General features: G+C 73.5%; 18 protein-coding genes. 5 read left to right on the plus strand and 13 right to left on the minus strand.

Annotated elements, in window-relative coordinates:
- The first annotated feature begins 128 nt into the window (after window positions 1–128).
- Entirely contained in the window at window positions 129–944 is an 816-nt protein-coding gene (locus TR48_RS21890) for a site-2 protease family protein (RefSeq protein WP_052442875.1), read from the plus strand.
- Between the two features lie 51 nt (window positions 945–995).
- Here the strand turns inward: TR48_RS21890 and TR48_RS44445 are convergent, their stop codons facing one another.
- Together TR48_RS44445 and npdG are read right to left on the minus strand one after the other, a co-directional pair.
- Window positions 996–1,172: a hypothetical protein gene (locus TR48_RS44445; protein ID WP_170183550.1), complete on the minus strand. Its 177-nt coding sequence runs from the start codon at window positions 1,170–1,172 to the stop codon at window positions 996–998.
- Window positions 1,173–1,288: 116 nt separating this feature from the next.
- Entirely contained in the window at window positions 1,289–2,005 is a 717-nt protein-coding gene (npdG, locus tag TR48_RS21895) for an NADPH-dependent F420 reductase (RefSeq protein WP_042370011.1), read from the minus strand.
- Window positions 2,006–2,052: 47 nt separating this feature from the next.
- On the opposite strand from npdG, the gene TR48_RS21900 reads away from it, so the two are divergent.
- Entirely contained in the window at window positions 2,053–2,652 is a 600-nt protein-coding gene (locus TR48_RS21900) for a hypothetical protein (protein WP_042370092.1), read from the plus strand.
- Window positions 2,653–2,863: 211 nt separating this feature from the next.
- Window positions 2,864–3,946: a terpene synthase family protein gene (locus TR48_RS21905; protein ID WP_042370013.1), complete on the plus strand. Its 1,083-nt coding sequence runs from the start codon at window positions 2,864–2,866 to the stop codon at window positions 3,944–3,946.
- 19 nt (window positions 3,947–3,965) lie between these two features.
- Here the strand turns inward: TR48_RS21905 and TR48_RS21910 are convergent, their stop codons facing one another.
- The 6 genes from TR48_RS21910 to TR48_RS21935 form a co-directional block, all read right to left on the minus strand.
- Window positions 3,966–4,595, minus strand: coding sequence for a hypothetical protein (locus TR48_RS21910; RefSeq protein ID WP_052442876.1), 630 nt, complete (start codon window positions 4,593–4,595; stop codon window positions 3,966–3,968).
- Window positions 4,592–5,926 carry a DUF58 domain-containing protein gene (locus tag TR48_RS21915; RefSeq protein ID WP_042370015.1) on the minus strand — a complete coding sequence of 445 codons (1,335 nt, stop codon included), beginning with the start codon at window positions 5,924–5,926 and terminating at the stop codon, window positions 4,592–4,594. Before TR48_RS21915 ends, TR48_RS21910 begins: the two co-directional genes overlap by 4 nt.
- A complete protein-coding gene (locus TR48_RS21920) occupies window positions 5,923–6,984 on the minus strand; it encodes an AAA family ATPase (RefSeq protein WP_042370016.1) in 1,062 nt (353 codons plus the stop codon). Before TR48_RS21920 ends, TR48_RS21915 begins: the two co-directional genes overlap by 4 nt.
- Before the next feature lie 56 nt (window positions 6,985–7,040).
- Window positions 7,041–7,940 carry a hypothetical protein gene (locus TR48_RS39110; protein WP_052442877.1) on the minus strand — a complete coding sequence of 300 codons (900 nt, stop codon included), beginning with the start codon at window positions 7,938–7,940 and terminating at the stop codon, window positions 7,041–7,043.
- The gene (locus TR48_RS39115; RefSeq protein WP_052442878.1) at window positions 7,940–8,932 is read right to left on the minus strand and encodes a DUF4129 domain-containing protein; all 993 of its coding nucleotides are present in this window, start codon (window positions 8,930–8,932) and stop codon (window positions 7,940–7,942) included. The genes TR48_RS39110 and TR48_RS39115 overlap by 1 nt, the downstream gene beginning before the upstream one ends.
- A 181-nt stretch (window positions 8,933–9,113) precedes the next feature.
- Window positions 9,114–9,305, minus strand: a complete 192-nt coding sequence (locus tag TR48_RS21935) for a hypothetical protein (RefSeq protein ID WP_042370017.1) — start codon at window positions 9,303–9,305, stop codon at window positions 9,114–9,116.
- A 53-nt stretch (window positions 9,306–9,358) separates the two neighbouring features.
- Between TR48_RS21935 and map the strand changes: the two genes are divergently transcribed.
- Window positions 9,359–10,207 (plus strand): type I methionyl aminopeptidase, encoded by an 849-nt coding sequence (map, locus tag TR48_RS21940; protein ID WP_439654488.1) that lies wholly within the window; start codon window positions 9,359–9,361, stop codon window positions 10,205–10,207.
- A gap of 103 nt (window positions 10,208–10,310) precedes the next feature.
- On the opposite strand, the gene TR48_RS21945 is transcribed toward map, so the two are convergent.
- From TR48_RS21945 to lysA, 5 genes are all read right to left on the minus strand, one after another.
- Entirely contained in the window at window positions 10,311–11,027 is a 717-nt protein-coding gene (locus TR48_RS21945; protein WP_042370019.1) for a bifunctional DNA primase/polymerase, read from the minus strand.
- Between the two features lie 199 nt (window positions 11,028–11,226).
- A complete protein-coding gene (locus TR48_RS21950) occupies window positions 11,227–11,835 on the minus strand; it encodes a hypothetical protein (RefSeq protein ID WP_369405600.1) in 609 nt (202 codons plus the stop codon).
- 182 nt (window positions 11,836–12,017) lie between these two features.
- Window positions 12,018–12,530, minus strand: a complete 513-nt coding sequence (locus TR48_RS21955) for a response regulator transcription factor (RefSeq protein WP_236652263.1) — start codon at window positions 12,528–12,530, stop codon at window positions 12,018–12,020.
- A 120-nt stretch (window positions 12,531–12,650) separates the two neighbouring features.
- On the minus strand, window positions 12,651–14,126 hold the full coding sequence (locus TR48_RS21960; protein ID WP_042370020.1) for an amino acid permease: 1,476 nt from the start codon (window positions 14,124–14,126) through the stop codon (window positions 12,651–12,653).
- Between the two features lie 80 nt (window positions 14,127–14,206).
- Window positions 14,207–15,511, minus strand: a complete 1,305-nt coding sequence (gene lysA / locus TR48_RS21965; protein ID WP_042370021.1) for a diaminopimelate decarboxylase — start codon at window positions 15,509–15,511, stop codon at window positions 14,207–14,209.
- A 125-nt stretch (window positions 15,512–15,636) separates the two neighbouring features.
- Between lysA and TR48_RS21970 the strand changes: the two genes are divergently transcribed.
- Window positions 15,637–16,860 (plus strand): PucR family transcriptional regulator, encoded by a 1,224-nt coding sequence (locus TR48_RS21970; RefSeq protein ID WP_152628100.1) that lies wholly within the window; start codon window positions 15,637–15,639, stop codon window positions 16,858–16,860.
- Window positions 16,861–16,869: the final 9 nt, after the last annotated feature.

A 16,869-nucleotide genomic window follows, 5' to 3' on the forward strand; every position in this document is an offset into this window, starting at 1 on the left:
CCCCGCGCGTTGAGCCCAGCGGGGCGGAGGGTTTCGCGCCGGGCTTGGCGTGGACGGCGACGGCACGACATCATCGGCAGGCACTTCCGCCCGCCCGCCGCCGCCCCCCGACCGGAGCTCCGTCACCCATGAGCGTGTTCTCCTCATCCCACTCGCACTCGGACCGCCGGATCAGCACCGTCTTCTGGGTCCTGCTCGCGGTCTTCGCCACCACCGGCTGGGCGCTGTGGGTCGGCTGGGGCAATGCCAGGCTCGGCGTCTTCCTCTTCGTCTGCGCGGGCTGGCTGATCTCGCTGTGCCTGCACGAGTTCGGCCACGCACGGGCGGCGCTGCACGGCGGCGACATCACCGTCGGCGCCAAGGGCTACCTGACGCTGAACCCGCTGAAGTACACGCACCCGGTGTACAGCTTCCTGATGCCGCTGATCTTCATCATCCTCGGCGGCATCGCCCTGCCGGGCGGCGCGGTCTTCATCGAGCGCGGGCGCATCCGCAGCAAGGCGAAGAACGCCCTCGTCTCGGCCGCGGGCCCCGCGATCAACGCGGTGTTCGCCCTGGTCGTGCTCATCGTCCTGGCCGCCGGGGCACCGGCGTTCGACGGCACGACCGCGGTGCCGCACCTGGAGTTCTACTCGGCGCTCGGCTACCTGGCGCTGCTCCAGGTGATGGCGACCCTGCTGAACCTGATCCCGATGCCCGGCCTGGACGGCTACGGCATCATCGAGCCCTGGCTCTCCTACGAGACCCGCCGCTCGCTCGCGAACATCGCGCCCTACGGCATGATGATCGTCTTCCTGCTGCTGTGGAACCGCACCATCAACGGCTGGTTCTTCAACAACCTGGTCGACCCGATCCTGGGCTGGTTCGGGGCCGACTGGTACGCCGCCTACGGCAACAACCTGTTCCACTTCTTCAGCCTGGGCTTCCCCGGCTTCGGCAGCTGAGGCCTGGCAGACCGGGATCAGCCGCCGATGCCGGAGGCCGATCCCGGAGGGTCAGGCGTCGGCGGCCGCGAGGCGGGCGCGGCGCCAGTGGACCCAGCCGACGTTGCTGGCCACGCCCGCGAGGAGGACGAAGGCCAGGCCCAGCCAGAACTGCGCCAGGACCGACACCACCGCGGCGACGACGGCCAGGACGGCGAGGGTGAAGGCGAACAGCGCGAAGCGGGGCATCGGGGATCTCCCACGGACGGAAGCGGACGGGCCGGACAAGGATCCATTCTCCCTCTCCGGCCCCGGTGCTCCCGACGCGGGGTCCGCCGCGTCCCCGGCCCCGACGCGGGACAGGCTCAGACGTCCGTGATGCGCAGGCCCGCGTGGGCCTTGTAGCGGCGGTTGACCGAGATCAGGTTCGCGACCAGCGACTCGACCTGGTGGGCGTTGCGCAGCCGGCCCGCGAAGACGCCACGCATGCCCGGGATGCGGTTGGCGAGCGCCTGGACGGTGTCCGTCGCGGCGCGCTCCTCGCCCAGGACCAGGACGTCGATGTCGATCTCCTCGACCTCGCGGTCCTCCAACAGCACCGCCGAGAGGTGGTGGAACGCGGCCGTGACCCGCGACTCCGGCAGCAGCGCCGCGGCCTGCTGCGCCGCGCTGCCCTCCTCGGGCTTGAGCGCGTAGGCGCCCTGCTTGTCGAAGCCGAGTGGGTTGACGCAGTCGACGACGATCTTGCCCGCCAGCTCCGTACGCAGCGCGGCCAGCAGCTCGCCGTGGCCCTCCCAGGGGACGGCGACGATGACGACGTCCGCGCGCGCGGCGGTGCTCGCGTTGTCCGCGCCCTCCACGCCGTGGCCCAGCTCGGCCGCGGCCGCCGCGGCCCGCTCGGCGCTGCGCGAGCCGATGATCACCTGCTGGCCGGACTTGGCCAGCCGGTAGGCCAGGCCGCGGCCCTGCGGGCCGGTGCCGCCCAGCACGCCCACCACCAGGCCGGAGACGTCGGGCAGGTCGAAGGGCGTCCGGGCGGGCGTGGCGCCGGCACCGGCCGACGCTGCATCAGGGGTACTCATGACCCGATCCTCCCATTCCGCCGTCCGCGTGGGGCAGCATGGCGTGCATGGATGCGGTGAGGGTCACAATGCTGCGGGAACTGCTCGCGGACACCCCGTGGATCGGCCGCACCCGCGGCTTCGCGGGGACGCTGCGGGAGACGGCGCGCCCGGGCGGTCTGCTGCTGGTGGGCACGGAGGCCGATGAGCCCTGGCATCTGGCGGCGCACCTCTCCGACGGGGCCGCCTACGCGGACCTGCCGGAGCTCTCCCCGGTCCTGGTCCGGCACCACGTCCCGCCGGGCGCGCCCGCGCATCTCGCCGTACCACTCGCGCGCCTGGAGGAGGCGCGGCGCGGCGAGACGGTCTTCGTCGTCGCCCCGGACGCGGCGGGCGAAGGTCTGCTGGAACGCGTGCACGACGCGCGCCGGGTCGGCGCGACGGTGCTCGCGCTGGAGGCGGCCGACCCCGAGCTGCGCGGTCTGGCACACGAGGCGCTGACGGTCGCCCCGGATCCGGGCGCGCCCTCCTTCGAACTGGTCCAGCACCTCGTCAGCGCGGCGGCGGGCGAACCCGCGACCCCCCGCCGTCGCGGCACCGCCCTCCGCGGCCGGCTGTCCCGCCTGATCGACCACCTGACCTCCCCGGCACCGCCGTTGGGTTGGTGACCGCGCAGCCGCACGCCGGTGTGGGCTCCACTCCGGGCGGAGCTGCGCGCACCTCTGTCCCACCTCGGATGAGCGTGTCTCATCTCGGATGAGCGCGCGGGGCGCCTGGCCCTCGGCGGGGTCGCGTACGCCGGGTGGCGGAGTCCGGCGTGCCGTCAGGGCGGGGGCGTCGTTGGCTGAGCGTAGTGGACGGACGTGCGGGAGGTACGGGATGAGTCGGGCCGCCACGAGCCCGCGGCAACGGGACGGGCAGGCCGTGGTCCTGGACCTTGCACTGCCGCACGGCAGGCTGCGGGCGGCGTGGACGCATCCGGAGGCGGACACGATCCGCACCGCGCACGACGCGTGGTTCCGCGAGGCGCTCACGGGTCTGCGTCTGCCCGGCGCGGAGCGGCTGTTCGGGGAGTGCGAGGGCGTCAGCCTGATGTGCGCGGTGCTGCCGCAGGCGGACGGGGAGCGGCTGGTCGGGATCTGCGTGGCCGCGTCCGCGCTGTTCCTGCTGGACGACGTCGCGGACGACGAGGCGGGTGAGCGGGCCAGGGCCGCGGACTATCTGGCCGTGCTGCGCGGCGAGGGGCCGGTCCCGGCGGGCTCCGCGCCGCTCGGGCTGCTGGCCCGGACGCTGACGCGGGTGCGCGAGGGCGTGCCGGACCGGCTCTGGGCGCGGTTCGTGGCGGGGTTCTCCGAGGTGATCGCGGCCGGAGCGGGCAAGGAGCGGACCGCGCGCGAGGCGCTGCGCAACTACGACGCCTACCTCGCCGCCCGTTACGCCGACTCCGCGTTCGACCTGGTCGGCGTCGCCGTAGAGCACGGCCTGGGGCTGGACATGACGGACACGCAGAAAGCCGCCGCCCCGGGCCTCTGGACGGAACTGCACCGGGCCTGCTTCGTGCACACGATCCTGGTCAACGACCTGCTCTCGTTCCGCAAGGAGTACTTCGCGGGCGAGCCGATGAACGCGCTGGCCGTGCTGCGCGACGCCGAAGGCCACAGCTTGCAGCAGGCCGCCGACACGGTCTGCGCCCGCATCGCCGCGGCTGAGGAGAACTTCCTCGCTGCGGCCTCCGGCCTGCGCCGCGACGCCGACGACCCCGCCCTGGAGCGGTACCTGACGGCGTGGGAGCTGATGCTCGTCGGCAACCTCAGCTGGTCGCTGGGCTGTTCGCGCTACCACGGGGCGGTGCAATCACCGTCGGCCGGATCCACGACGGCTGCGACGGCCGCAATGGCCGCGACGCCCAGGACGTTCCCGACGCGGATGACCCTGCACCGGGACCGCACCGTCTTCGACTAGAGGAGGCCCTCGAGCAGGCTCAAACCCGGCGGCGGCGTACGGACAGCGTCACGCCCACGCCCACCGCAAGCACCAGCGCCGCCGCGGTGGCCCGCGCCCAGGAGTCCGACGTGGCGACGGAGACCACCGCGCCGACCAGCACCAGACCTTGGGCCGCCACCGCGGCCACCAGCAGCGGCCAGTCCCGCAGTTGGGCCGCGCCGGGCGGGCCGGCCGCAGCCGCGTCGACGAAGAGCAGGTAGGCCAGGAGCAGCGCCGCGTCGCAGAACATCATCCAGGTCGGCGGCGATCCGATCGCCACCACCACCACGAAGCCCACCGCCAGTACGGTGTTGCGGTGCCGGGAGAGCTTGGACGCCCAGCGGGGATCGCCGGTGACGGGCCGCGCCACGACCGGCGGCGCGGCGAACCAGGCGATCAGCACCATGACCGCGAGCAGGATCAGCCGGACGATGGAGGAGACCAGCAGGTAGCCCGCGTGCGCCAGGCCCGCTGGGTCGGCGGCGGCCAGGGCCAGCGCCGCGCCCAGGCCGCGCCCGGCCCACAGCTCGGACTCCCGCCGCGCGACCTCGGGGTGGACGGGCGTGGCGTCGTCGTCGGACGGCGACAGGACGGGTTGTGCGGCCATGTCGGCGGTGGCGTCGCTCATCGCAGCCTCCCTTGGATCCGGGTGCGCAACAGCGGCGCGAAGGTGAGGTCGAGGGTGCCGCCCTCCCACGGGACGACCGGGATGCCCTTCTCGGCCAGGCTGAAGCGCAGCGCCTCGCGGTCCAGCCGCCACAGCCGCAGCGCCAACTCCTCGGTGTACTCGGCCTTGCTGATCCGCGGGTCGCCGATGGGGATCTCCACGACCACCACCGGGTTGCCGCGCTCGGCGAGGCCGCCCAGCACGCCCATCATCCGGTTGTCCGCCAGCGGGGTGACCGCGTGGACCAGCGCGCCGTGCGGCAGCGCGGGCGGGGGCAGCCGGTTCAGGTCGGGCGTCTGGTAGGCGAGATCGCGCCGGACGTCGAGGACCATCTGCACCAGCCGGTAGAAGTACTGCTCGCCCTGGCCGGGCTGGAGCCAGTGCAGCCGTCCGCCGACGGAGACCACGCCGACCCGGTCGTGGCTGCTCAGGTACGCGCGGACGATCCCGGCGGCCACGCGCAGCGACTCGTCCAGGCTGGAGCCGCCGGTGGCCGGATCGCGAAGGTCGGCGAAGGCGTCGAGGAGCACGACCACGTCGGCGGCGCGCTCGGAGGCGAACTGCTGGAGCTGGATGGCGCCGCGGCGGGTCGTGGCGGGCCAGTTGATCCGGCGCTGCCGCTCGCCCCAGACGAACGGGCGGGTGCCGACGACCTCGACGCCCTCGCCCTGCTGGCGCGAGGTGTGCTCGCCGAGGTTGCCGGGCAGCCGCACCGGAACCGGTGTGAGCCCGCCGTCGGCGGGGTTCGGGAAGACCTCGATCTCCCCCAGCTCCACGCGCAGCGTGCGGCGCAGCAGACCGCCGCGGTCGTGCACGTCCACGTCCGCGGTGCCCAGCGTCCAGCGGCCCCAACGCCGGGCCACGAAGCCGAAGGTGAGCTGGTTTCCCGCCGACTCGACCGAGACGAGCTCGCATCCGGCACCGACCACCACACCGGGGTCGAGCCAGTCAGCCGATCCCGCGAAGGCGACGCGGAACCGGACCGTGACCGGCTCGCCCTCGAAGACACGCAGGCTGGACCGCTGGACCCGGCCGTCCGCCGGCACCGGCTCCCCGACGACCCGGTGCAGGCTCAGGGCCGCGAACAGCAGCAGGCACAGCGGCCCGACCGCCAGCGCGAGCAGCCACGCCTGGGCCGTGAGCAGCGCGAGCACCACCGCGGCGACGGAGACCGAGAGCAGCCGGACGGCCCGCTCGGTCAGCCGGACGCCCGGCTCCGGCGCGCCGGGGATCTCCTCGTGCTCGGTGCCCTGCGCCTGGCCGCCGAGGACCCGGTCCAGCGAGTGGATCATGCGCCGACCGGGTTCGCGGGGTTCGGGACGGCGGCGTTCGGGACAGCCGACGCGGAGTCCTGCGGCCGCCCCTGCGCGGGCACCGGAGTGGTCTGCGGCGTGGGCACGCTCTGGACCAGCCCCGCGATCACGTCGTCCGCGGAGATCCGACGCACCCACAGCTCCGGCTTGAGCGTGACGCGGTGCGCGAGCGCGGGCAGCGCGACGGCCTTGACGTCCTCCGGGATGACGTAGTCGCGACCCGCCATCACGGCCCGCGCGCGGGCCAGTTGCACCAGCGCGAGGCCGCCGCGCGGCGAGGCGCCGACCTGGATCTGCGCGTGCCGCCGGGTCGCGTCGACCAGGGCGACGATGTAGTCGACCAGGTCGTCGTTGACCTCGACGCGCTCCAGCGCGTCGCGCATGGCCACCACCTCGCCGGGGTTGCTGAGGGTGTTCAGCACCGCCTCCGGCGTGTCGCGGTCCAGGCGGCGACGCAGCATCGCCGCCTCCTCGGCGACCGGCAGGTAGCCCATCCGCACCCGCAGCAGGAAGCGGTCCAGCTGCGCCTCGGGCAGCGCGTAGGTGCCCTCGTACTCGATCGGGTTGTTGGTGGCGATGACCACGAACGGCTTCGGCAGCGGACGGGTGACGCCGTCGGTGGAGACCTGGGCCTCGGCCATCGCCTCCAGCAGCGCCGCCTGCGTCTTCGGCGGCGTGCGGTTGATCTCGTCCGCCAGCAGCAGGTGGGCGAAGACCGGGCCGGGGCGGAAGACCATCTCGCCGGTGCGCTGGTCGTAGAAGGGCGCGCCGGTGACGTCCGAGGGCAGCAGGTCGGGGGTGAACTGGATGCGGCGGAAGTCCAGGCCCAGCACGGTCGAGAAGGACCGCGCCAGCAGCGTCTTGCCGAGGCCCGGCAGATCCTCGATCAGCACGTGGCCGCCGGCCAGGACGCCGAGCATGACCAGCTCCAGCGCGGCGCGCTTGCCGACGACGGCGCGCTCGATCTCGTCCAGCACCGCATGGGCGCGCGTCCCCGCCTGCTGCGGGGTCAACTGGTCCGTCACGGTCGCGGTCACGGTGCTCCTCGATGGCGATGCAGAGACGTCTCTGCTGTCACTACTGCTTCTGCCGGTCACAGGGTCTCCAGGCGCTCCACGAGCAGCTCCAGCAGCGCGGGAGGCAGTGGCCTGGGGTCGGGGACGTTGCGGTGGCCCGCCAGCCGGGCCGCGCGGATCGCGGCCGGGGTGCGCGGGCGGAACGGGTCGAGCCACGGCCACAGCTGCGGCCCGAGGATCGCCGCGGCCTGCTCGGGCTGCATCCGCAGCGAGACGCCGTGACGTTCCGCCAGCCGCACTTCGTACAGGCGCAGCAGCAGCGGGTACAGGTGCAGGGCGTAGCCCTCGGGGGTGCGGGCGGCGTCGGAGAGCGCGGCGTCCCAGTAGCGCAGCGTCGGTTCGCGGGTCCCGACGAGCCGGCTGCGACGCCGGAACCCGCTGTCCATCACGCCCGCGCCGGCGACCCACCGGGCCGCCCAGACGCCGGACGCGACGAGCGCGACAGCCCCGACGGAGAGCCCCGCGGCGCCGCCGACGGCCCACAGCGCGACAAGACAGACGATCCCGAAGCCCGCGAACGTGACCAGCGCGAGCCGGTCGGGGCCGAGCCTCGGCTCACGCTCGGGGGACGCCGCCGGCCCCCGGAGCGGCCCGCCCGCGGGCGGCCGCCCGTGGTCGTAGCCAGGGAAAGCGGAACGAAACGCCCCCGGCTCCTGCCGCTGCCGGCCCGGCGCCCAGATGTTGGCCTGCGGCTGAGCCGAAGACTGCGGCCAGGCCTGCGCTGGGGGTCGAGACCCAGCCTGCGCCTGGGGCTGCGTCGGGGGTTGAGACCAGGCCGGGGCCTGGGCCCGCGCGGACGGCTGCGCCCCAACCGGGGCCTGGGCCTGGGCCGGCGGCTGCGCTGCGGCCGGGGTCTGCGCCTGCGGCGCTGGGTTGAGGCGGGGTCGGGGGTTCTGGGGGTTCGGCTGGACGGGCATCAGATCTCCAGTTCCTCGCGGGCGCCGAAGCGGGCCGCCGAGGCGGCCGTGGCGGCGGCGAGGTGGGCGCCGATGGACTCCAAGGCGGCGCGCGCCTGGTCGCGTTGGTGCTCGCCCATCGGGTGGGTGGAGTAGCGCGCCTCGCCGAAGAGGTCGGTGAGGGTCTGCGCGGCGTGGCCCTGGACCAGGCCCGCGTCGGCCGCGCGCTGGAGCAGGTCGGTCGGGGTGTCCGCCTTGCGGCGGCTGACGCCGCCGTCGGCGAGGGACTTCTCCATCGCCGCGTAGCAGGCGATGATCGCCGTGCGCGGGTCCGGGTCGTCGGCGAGGGCCTCCCGCCCCGCCTGCACGGCGCCGGCCAGGGCCTCTCCCGTGCCGTCCTCGTCCAGGCCGCCGTCGACCGCGCCCTCCGCGGCCCCGCCGACCCGCCGCCGGGCGACAAGCCAGCGGGAGAGCACCACGACCAGCACGACGACGAGCGCGACTCCGAGGAGGACCAGGAACCCGATCAGCAGGTCCTGGAAGTCGATCGGGCTGCTACTGCTGTTCGAGTTCGGCTGGTCGACCGATCCGGCGGACGGCAACGCCGTGGGCGTCCGGCCCGCGCCGGTCGCGCGGTCCACCGCGACGCCCTGGTTGGGCTGCGGCATCGAGAACTGGACGCTGCGCGTGCCCAGGATCGTCACGCCGATGACGGTAGCCAGGGTCATGAGGATGAAGCCGGGCAGGACGAGCGAGGCGATCCGCGACTGGGTGGGCGTTCCGCCCGCGGCCAGCCGGTCCTGACGCCGCCGCACCTGGACGGCGAGCGTCCAGCCCACGACGACGACCCCGAGCGCGAGCAGCGCCCACATGCCCTTCGCCGGCCCGTCACCGGCCAGGGCGGTCCCTCGCGCGGCGTTCATCGCGACGGCGGCCATCCCCAGCACGACCGCGGCCCCGAGGGCCGCGGCGAGCCGCGCACCCAGGCGCGGATTGTCGTTGCCACGTGCCACCGGTGTCCCCCACAGTGCGAGTTGCTTCGGGACACCCTGCCACAGCCCTCCGCACCGCGTCAGGCGCCTGCCCGCCTTGTCGCACTTCGTACACGGTTTCAGGGACCTCGCCGCGGCCCCGCGCGTCGACCCCGCACGTCACAGGCGCACGTCGGCAGCACGCGGGGCCGCGGGCGCGCGGTCACTCCCAGCGGGGGTCGTGGTCCCACTCGTCGTTGCGGGCCGCGACGCGCTCGAGCGCGTGGGAGGCGGCTTCGGCGGTCGGGTACGGGCCGAGCCTGTTGCGGGCCGGGCACTCCGGGCCCTCCTCGACCTTCTTGTGCTTGAGACAGTAGAACCACTCACCGGGCTTGCCCGGCTCCTGCTTGGCCATCGTCGCTCCTTCGGTCCGTACCGAGGGTCTACCCGCTGATTAGGATGGCCACCATGGCACCCCTCGTCCCTGGAACGCTCTCCCCCACCCGCAGCGTGCCGGCGCACATCCCGCGCCCGGAGTACGTGGGCCGCAAGGCCCCCCGGCCCTACGACGGGCCGGAGGTGCAGACCGCCGAGACGATCGAGAAGATGCGGATCGCGGGCCGGATCGCCGCGCAGGCGATGGACGCCGCCGCCGCGGCGATCGAGCCGGGGGTGACCACGGACGAACTCGACCGCATCGCGCACACGTACATGTGCGACCACGACGCCTACCCGTCCGACCTCGGCTACCGGGGTTTCCCGAAGTCCATCTGCACCTCCGTCAACGAGGTGATCTGCCACGGGATCCCGGACTCGACCGTGCTGCAGGACGGCGACATCGTCAACCTGGACGTCACCGCCTTCATCCACGGTGTGCACGGCGACCTGAACGCCACCTACCTCGTCGGGAACGTGGACGAGGAGTCCAAGCTCCTGGTGGAGCGCACCCGCGAGGCGACCCGGCGCGGCATCGCCGCGGTCAAGCCCGGTCGCCAGATCAACGTGATCGGGCGGGTGATCGAGTCCTACGCCAAGCGCTTCGGCTACGGCGTCGTGCGGGACTTCACCGGCCACGGCATCAACACCGCGTTCCACTCGGGCCTGATCATCCCCCACTACGACAGCGAGTTCGCCACCACGGTGATGCAGCCGGGGATGACCTTCACCATCGAGCCGATGCTGACGCTCGGCGACTACCACCACGACATGTGGGCGGACGGCTGGACGGTGGTGACCAAGGACCGCAAGCGCACCGCGCAGTTCGAGCACACGCTCGTGGTCACCGAGGACGGCGCGGAGATCCTCACCCTGCCGTGACGGCCTGACCGGCCGGCGGCCAGCGGGTGGTGGGTAGCGGGTAGCGGGCAGCGGGCAGCGGGCAGCGGGCAGCGGGCAGCGGGCAGCGGGCAGCGGGTGGTGGCTAGCGGATCAGCCACTGCTCGCCGAGCGCCGGCGCGCCGACCTCGGCGCAGGCGTCGGTGAGCACGTCCAGCAGCCGCAGCGGGTCCGGGAGGGGATGCTCGGGACCGCGGACCCAGGTGACCTCGGCGCCCTCGGCGAGGCGGGCCGGCGGCAGCAGCACGTAGCTGCCGCGGGTGTGCCAGCGCAGGCCGGGGTGCTCGTCCGCGTCCTCGTCGGGGTGGGAGTCGAGCTCGGAGGTCCACCACTCGTCCTCGTCGAGCGGGGAGCGGGTCGTGGTGAAGAAGAACCAGCGTTCCTCGCCGAGGGCGGCGACCGGACCGGCCACGACCCCGGACTCGGCGAGGCGCTCCAATGCGAGACGACCGGCCTCCGCCGGGACGTCGAGGACGTCGTGGACGCGGCCGGTCGGGGTGATCGCGTTGGCGTCCGGGTCCCGGGAGAGCCAGCGGGTGATCTGGTCGAAGTCGGTGGTGGCCTGGGACTGCCAGGCGAAGGAGAGCGGGTGCTGCGCGGGGGCCGGACAGCCGACCCGGTCGCAGGAACAGCGGAAGTCGACCGGGTGCGCCGCGGGCGCCAGGGGGAACCCCGCGCGGGCCGCGTCCAGCAGGACGCGCAGGCGTCGGGCGCGCTCCGCGGCGACGTCGGTCTCGTCGACACGACCGCCCAGCCGGAGCCACCTGCGCCACCAGGCGCCGACCTTGCCCGCCGAATCCACTGGTGCCCCTTCCTGCCCGCTCCCGGGGTCACCGGGACGCGTACAGAGCAGGATACGGCCGCGCGGCATGTGGTGTGCGCCAGGGGTGACTTCCGGGGTGATTCAGTGGCGTTCCCGTGACATCCAGGCGACGCGCCGTGCTAAGCGGTGACGGGCGGGAAGGCCACCGGAACGGGGGCGCCCCGGAGCCGGAGCGGCCTCAGCTGTTGACCATCTGGGTCAGCTGGCTCGCGCTGGGGACCTGGTCGGTGACGGGAGCCCCTGCGGAGGCGCCCGCATTCTTGATGTTGTCGGTCACACTGCTGAACTGGTTGAAGTCCGCGTCCGAGGCGCTGCCGTTCCGGATCTTGCTGGGCAGGTTCTTCAGACCGTCCACCGCGTTCGACAGCGCGGTCGTGGCCTTGGACAGCGTCGGGTCGCCCTTCGCGTCGTTGAGCGCCGCCTTGGCGCGGTTGTAGGTGAAGGCCGCCGCCAGGGCGCCCTTGATCAGGCCGGCGGTGCGGCCCTTGGCGCCCTTCTTGAAGGTGCCGGCCTTGAACGGCTTGTAGATCCACTGGTAGGTCGCGCCCGCGGCCAGACCGGCGTTGAGCACGAACCTGGTCTTGGCCAGCTTGATCCGGTCCGCGCTGCCGGTCGGGCTCACCGCGGCCGCGGCCGCGGCCGCCGCCGCGCCGGTGACGTTGGCGCTCGCACTGCTCGACTTGTTGGACGAGCAGGCGGGCAGCACGAGCAGGACGCCCGCCATGGTGGCGGCGACGACGGACGTGCGGATGCGGGCGCCGAGCGGGATCGGGCGGGCCAAGGACACGGAAGCCTCCGGGCGGATCGGACATGTCAGTTGCGTCATGAACTTCGTCTCAGTCGCCCACGCTCACACGCACCCGTCCGGCGGGCGACCGCGCACACGCCGAAAGGGTGGGCAACCACCCGAAGGGCCGAGTTCCTTGGAATCTCAGGCGCAGTCCCGGCCCAGGCCGGATCGCGAGCCGGTCAGGCGCCCAGGTAGCGGAGCACGGCCAGCACCCGGCGGTGGTCTGCTGCGGAGACGGGGAGGTCCAGCTTGAGGATGTTGGCGACGTGCTTCTCCACCGCCCGCTCGGTGACCACGAGCTGCGCGGCGATCGCCGCGTTGGAGCGGCCCTCCGCCATCAGGGCCAGCACCTGGCCCTCACGCGGGCTGAGCGCGTCCACGGTGCCGCGAGCCGGGCTCGCCCCGACCAGCTGGGTGACCACCTCGGGGTCGAGCGCGGTCCCGCCGGCCGCGACCCGCTCCAACGCGTCGACGAAATCTTGGGTGTCCAGCACCCGCTCCTTCAGCAGGTAGCCGACGCCCGCCGAGCCTCCGGCCAGCAGGCGGGAGGCGTACTGCGGGCGGCGCGTCACGGCGACGCGGACGGTGGTCGGCAACGGCGCCCGCGCGGCGAGCGTCGTGAGCGCGGCCTCCAGCCCGGAGTCGAGGGCGGGCGGATGGATGCCGGCGACGAGCTCACACAGCTCCTGCACGATCTCCCACGGGTGGGGCCAGCACGAACGTCAGCGATGGGGGCGCGGGGAACTGCGCGAGAAGCCGCCCACGCGGCGGCGCCGCACATCGGCAGAGCCCCGCGCCCCTGGGTGGTGCAGCTATTCGGCGAGCACGGGCTCCGGCTGATCCGTCTCCGCCGCCTGGCGGCCCAGGCGGGAGTGCTTGCGGCTGTAGCCGAAGTAGACGCCCAGGGCCAGCACCAGCCAGCATGCGAACAGCACGAAGGTGTCCGCCGGCAGGTTCCAGATCAGGTAGGCGCAGAAGACCACCGACAGGGCCGGGACCACCGGGTAGCCCGGGACCTTGAAGCCGCGCTTCAGTCCGGGCTCGCGCACGCGCAGGACCACGACGCCGACCGAGACGACCGCGAAGGCGACCAGCGTGCCCATGGAGGTGAGGTTGGCCAGCCAGTCCAGCGGGACGAACGCGGCGAGCAGGGCGATGAACCCGCCGACGATCAGGGTGTTGCCCACGGGCACGCCGCTGCGCGGGCTCACCTTGCGGAAGACCGCCGGGAGCATGCCGTCGCGGCCCATGGAGTACAGAATGCGGGTCTGGCCGTAGATGACGACCAGGGTGACGCTGACGATGGAGATGACCGCGCCCGCGGAGAGGATCGCCCCGGGCCAGGTCTCGCCGGTGACGCGCTGGAGGATCGCGGACAGGCCCGCGTCCTGGCCGTTGAAGAGGGTCCACTTCTGCGCCCCGACGCCGACGAAGGCGACGACGCAGTAGAAGGCGGTGACAACCAGCAGCGCGCCGATGACGGCTCGCGGCAGCGTCTTCTGCGGGTTCTTGACCTCCTCGCCCGCGGTGGAGACCGCGTCGAGGCCGATGAAGGAGAAGAAGACCGAGGAGGCGGCCGCGCTGATGCCGGCGAAGCCCATCGGGGCGAAGGGGTGCAGGTTGGCGCTGTGGAAGCCGGTGACGCCGATGACGACGAAGAGCGTCAGCACGGCCAGCTTGATCAGCACCATGATGGTGTTGACCAGCGCGGACTCCTTGCTGCCGCGCATCAGCACCAGGCAGCACAGGACGACCAGGACCACGCCCGGCAGGTTGACGTAGCCGCCGTCGCCCGGCGGGGCCGAGATCACGGCGGGCATGGTGAAGCCGAAGAGGCGCTGGGTCAGGTCGTTGAGGTACTGGCCCCAGCTGACCGCGATGGCCGCGCCCGAGACGGCGTACTCCAGTAGCAGGCAGGAGCCGACGATCCAGGCCGCCAGCTCGCCGAGCGTCGCGTAGGCGTAGGAGTAGGACGAGCCGGAGACCGGCACGGCCGAGGTGAGCTCGGCGTAGCAGAGCGCGGTCAGCGCGGCCGTGACGGCGCCGATCACGAAGGAGAGGATCACCGCGGGCCCGGCCTCGGGGACGGCCGTGCTGAGGGTGAAGAAGATGCCCGTCCCGATGGTGGCTCCGACGCCGATCATCGTGAGCTGGAAGGTGCCCACGGTCCGGCGCAGCCCGCCGCCCTCATGGCCCTCGCCCTCGCCGTGGGCGGAGTCGGCCAGGAAGGCCGACACGGGCTTGCGGCGCAGCAGCTGCTGGCGGAGTCTCACATCGTTCGGGGGCATGCGGGTGCCTTTCGCTGTTCAGGGCAGGTTGACCTCCCGCTCCGGACGTGAGGTACGGGGCGGGGAAGAACGGGGTGCCGTTACGGCAGGTCGCGGCGCATCAGGTCGGCGTAGGTCTCGCGCCGCACCACGGCGCGGTGCTCGCCGTCGCGGACGAAGACCACCGGGGGGCGGCGCGCGCCGTTGTAGTTGTTGCTGAGCGCGTAGGTGTAGGCGCCGGTGACCGGCACGGCGATCAGGTCGCCGACGCGCGGGTCCTCCAGCGGGACGGAGGCGCTGAGGGTGTCGCCGGACTCGCAGTGGCGGCCGACCAGGCGGCAGAGCTCGCCCCCGCCGGTCGGGCGGGTGGCCACGGCGGCCTCGAAGCGCTGCTGGTAGAGGGAGACCTCGAGGTTGTCGCCCATGCCGCCGTCGACGGCGACGAAGGTGTGGCCTCCGCCGCGCTTGACGGAGACGACGCGGTAGAGCGAGACGCCCGACTCGGCGACCATCGATCGGCCCGGCTCGATCAGGATCCGGGCATCCGCCGGCAGCAGGCGCTTGGCGACGTCGGTCACGGCGTCGAGGTACGCCTCCACCGTGGGCGGGTGGTCGGTGTAGGTGTACCGGGAGCCGAGGCCGCCGCCCAGGTCGTAGACGGCGAACTCGCCGAGCTCGGCGACGGCCTCGACGGCCTGCGCGAAGGGCTCGAGATCGAGGATCTGCGAGCCGACGTGAACGTGGACGCCGTCCAGCCGCAGCCGGTCGCTGCCGCGCAGGCGGGCGATGGCCTCGCGGGCCTGCGGCAGGAGCAGGCCGAACTTGGAGCCGTTCTGGCCGGTGGAGATCGCCTCGTGGGTGTCGGGGCGGATGTCGGGGGTGACCCGGACCAGCACGCCCTGCTCGCCACCGGTCACGCCGAGAATCTTCTCGAGCTTGTCGATGTCGTCGAAGTTGTCGACGACGATCGTCCCGGCGCCGGTCTCGACGGCGAGGCGCAGCTCCTCCTCGGTCTTGGCGTTGCCGTGCACGACCAGACCGGCCGGGTCCGCGCCCGCGGCGAGGGCGAGGGTCAGCTCGCCGCCGCCGGCGACGTCGATGCCGAGGCCCTCCTCGGCGAGCAGCCGGTAGACGGCGGTGCAGGGGAAGGCCTTGGAGGCGAAGGTGGCGCGGGAGTTCGGCCAGCGCGCGGCCAGGCCGTCGGCGTAGCGGCGGGCGCGGGCGCGGATCGAGGCCTCGTCGACGATCAGAGCGGGAGTGCCGTAGGTCTCGGCGAGCTCGGCGACCGGGACGCCGCCGAGCACCAGCGCGCCCGCCGCGTCCAGGGCGGTCCCGGGCGGGAACAGCCCGACAACTCCGGCGGAGCCGGCTGAGTCGACCGTCTCGGCTGCCTGCGTCGCCGCCATCAGCGCTCCCTTTTCCTCGTGTTCGACCCCGTTGACACCGCTCTCCGACCCTCCCTCCGAAGTGCTCCCTTATGTTCAATCTCTTGTCACGTTCAGTCATTGGCGATTTCGCCTAAGATCGCATTATGAAGATGGCGAATCTGCCGACCCATAGTGGGACAAGCGAGGAGTTGTACGCACTCGCCGACGCCATCGGGGCGGTGACCGGCGGAGCCGTGGCGATCGAGGACCTGGACCACCGGATCCTCGCCTACTCGACCCTGCCCGACCAGCGGATCGACGAGCACCGACGCCAGGGCATCCTGGAGCGCCGCGTCCCGCACCAGCCCGAGCAGCTGGCGCAGTACCGCGAGGTGCTCGCCGCAGCAGGCGTGGTCCGGCTGCCGGTGCTGGCCGAGGCCGAGCTGCCGCGCGCCGCCGTCGCCATCCGGGCGGGCCAGCGCCCGCTCGGCACGATCTGGGCCATCGAGGGCGAGCGGCCCATCGACGACGCGGGCGAGCGGGCGATGCTCGACGGCGCGCGGCTGGCCGCCCTGCACATGCTGCGCCGCCGCAGCGCCGCCGAGCTGGACCTGCAGGCCCGCGAGGACGCGCTGCGCGCGGCGCTGCGCGGCCGCCGGACCGCGCGCGAGGTCCGCTTCGAGCTCGGCCTGCCCGGCCAGCGCCCGCTCGCGCTGCTCGGCTTCGCGCCCGCGGCCGCGCCGACGGGTGCGGACGCGCCCGCCGACGACCTGCTGGTCCGCCTCGCCGCCGCGTCGACACGGCACTGGCCGGCCGTCCACGCGGAGGCCTCCGTCGCCACCGTCGGCCGCACCGTCTACGTGCTGCTGCCGCTGGACGACGCGCCCGCCGCGCTGGCGACCGCGCGCCGCCTCGGCGAGCAGGCGGCGGCGGTGCTGGACCGCAGCCTGGAGACGCCGCTGCGCGCCGCCTGCTCCCGGATCGCCGCCGGTCCCGAGGAGCTGCCCGAGCTTCGCGCCGAGGTCGACGACATCCTCCGCGTCACCACCGCCGACCCGGACGCGCCCGGCTTCGCGACGCTGCGCGAGACCCACGCCCGCGTCCTGCTCGCGCACGTCGGCGACGAGCTGGCCCGCCGTCCGCGGCTGCGCCACCCCGGCATCGAGGCGATGCTGGAGCACGACCGCACCAAGGGCACCGCGTTCGGCGCGTCCGTCGCGGCGTGGCTCGACGCGGTCGGCAACATCGGCGAGGCGGCGGCCCGGCTGACCATCCACCCCAACACCCTCAAGTACCGCCTGCGGCGGGCAGGCGAGCTGTTCGGCATCGACTTGGACCACCCGGACGACCGGCTCTCCTGCTGGCTCCAGCTGCGCATGGCCCGCTGACGGCCCAGG

It is taken from the genome of Streptacidiphilus neutrinimicus (assembly GCF_000787815.1).
In the GTDB taxonomy this organism is placed as follows: Bacteria; Actinomycetota; Actinomycetes; order Streptomycetales; family Streptomycetaceae; genus Streptacidiphilus; species Streptacidiphilus neutrinimicus.

What these genes read in the sequence shown, in the direction of transcription:
- TR48_RS21890 (WP_052442875.1), top strand. Translation starts at nt 129, where the DNA reads ATGAGCGTGTTCTCCTCATCCCACTCGCACTCGGACCGCCGGATCAGC.
- TR48_RS44445 (WP_170183550.1), bottom strand. Translation starts at nt 1,172, where the DNA reads ATGCCCCGCTTCGCGCTGTTCGCCTTCACCCTCGCCGTCCTGGCCGTC.
- npdG (WP_042370011.1), bottom strand. Translation starts at nt 2,005, where the DNA reads ATGAGTACCCCTGATGCAGCGTCGGCCGGTGCCGGCGCCACGCCCGCC.
- TR48_RS21900 (WP_042370092.1), top strand. Translation starts at nt 2,053, where the DNA reads ATGGATGCGGTGAGGGTCACAATGCTGCGGGAACTGCTCGCGGACACC.
- TR48_RS21905 (WP_042370013.1), top strand. Translation starts at nt 2,864, where the DNA reads ATGAGTCGGGCCGCCACGAGCCCGCGGCAACGGGACGGGCAGGCCGTG.
- TR48_RS21910 (WP_052442876.1), bottom strand. Translation starts at nt 4,595, where the DNA reads ATGAGCGACGCCACCGCCGACATGGCCGCACAACCCGTCCTGTCGCCG.
- TR48_RS21915 (WP_042370015.1), bottom strand. Translation starts at nt 5,926, where the DNA reads ATGATCCACTCGCTGGACCGGGTCCTCGGCGGCCAGGCGCAGGGCACC.
- TR48_RS39110 (WP_052442877.1), bottom strand. Translation starts at nt 7,940, where the DNA reads ATGCCCGTCCAGCCGAACCCCCAGAACCCCCGACCCCGCCTCAACCCA.
- TR48_RS21935 (WP_042370017.1), bottom strand. Translation starts at nt 9,305, where the DNA reads ATGGCCAAGCAGGAGCCGGGCAAGCCCGGTGAGTGGTTCTACTGTCTC.
- map (WP_439654488.1), top strand. Translation starts at nt 9,359, where the DNA reads ATGGCACCCCTCGTCCCTGGAACGCTCTCCCCCACCCGCAGCGTGCCG.
- TR48_RS21960 (WP_042370020.1), bottom strand. Translation starts at nt 14,126, where the DNA reads ATGCCCCCGAACGATGTGAGACTCCGCCAGCAGCTGCTGCGCCGCAAG.
- lysA (WP_042370021.1), bottom strand. Translation starts at nt 15,511, where the DNA reads ATGGCGGCGACGCAGGCAGCCGAGACGGTCGACTCAGCCGGCTCCGCC.
- TR48_RS21970 (WP_152628100.1), top strand. Translation starts at nt 15,637, where the DNA reads ATGAAGATGGCGAATCTGCCGACCCATAGTGGGACAAGCGAGGAGTTG.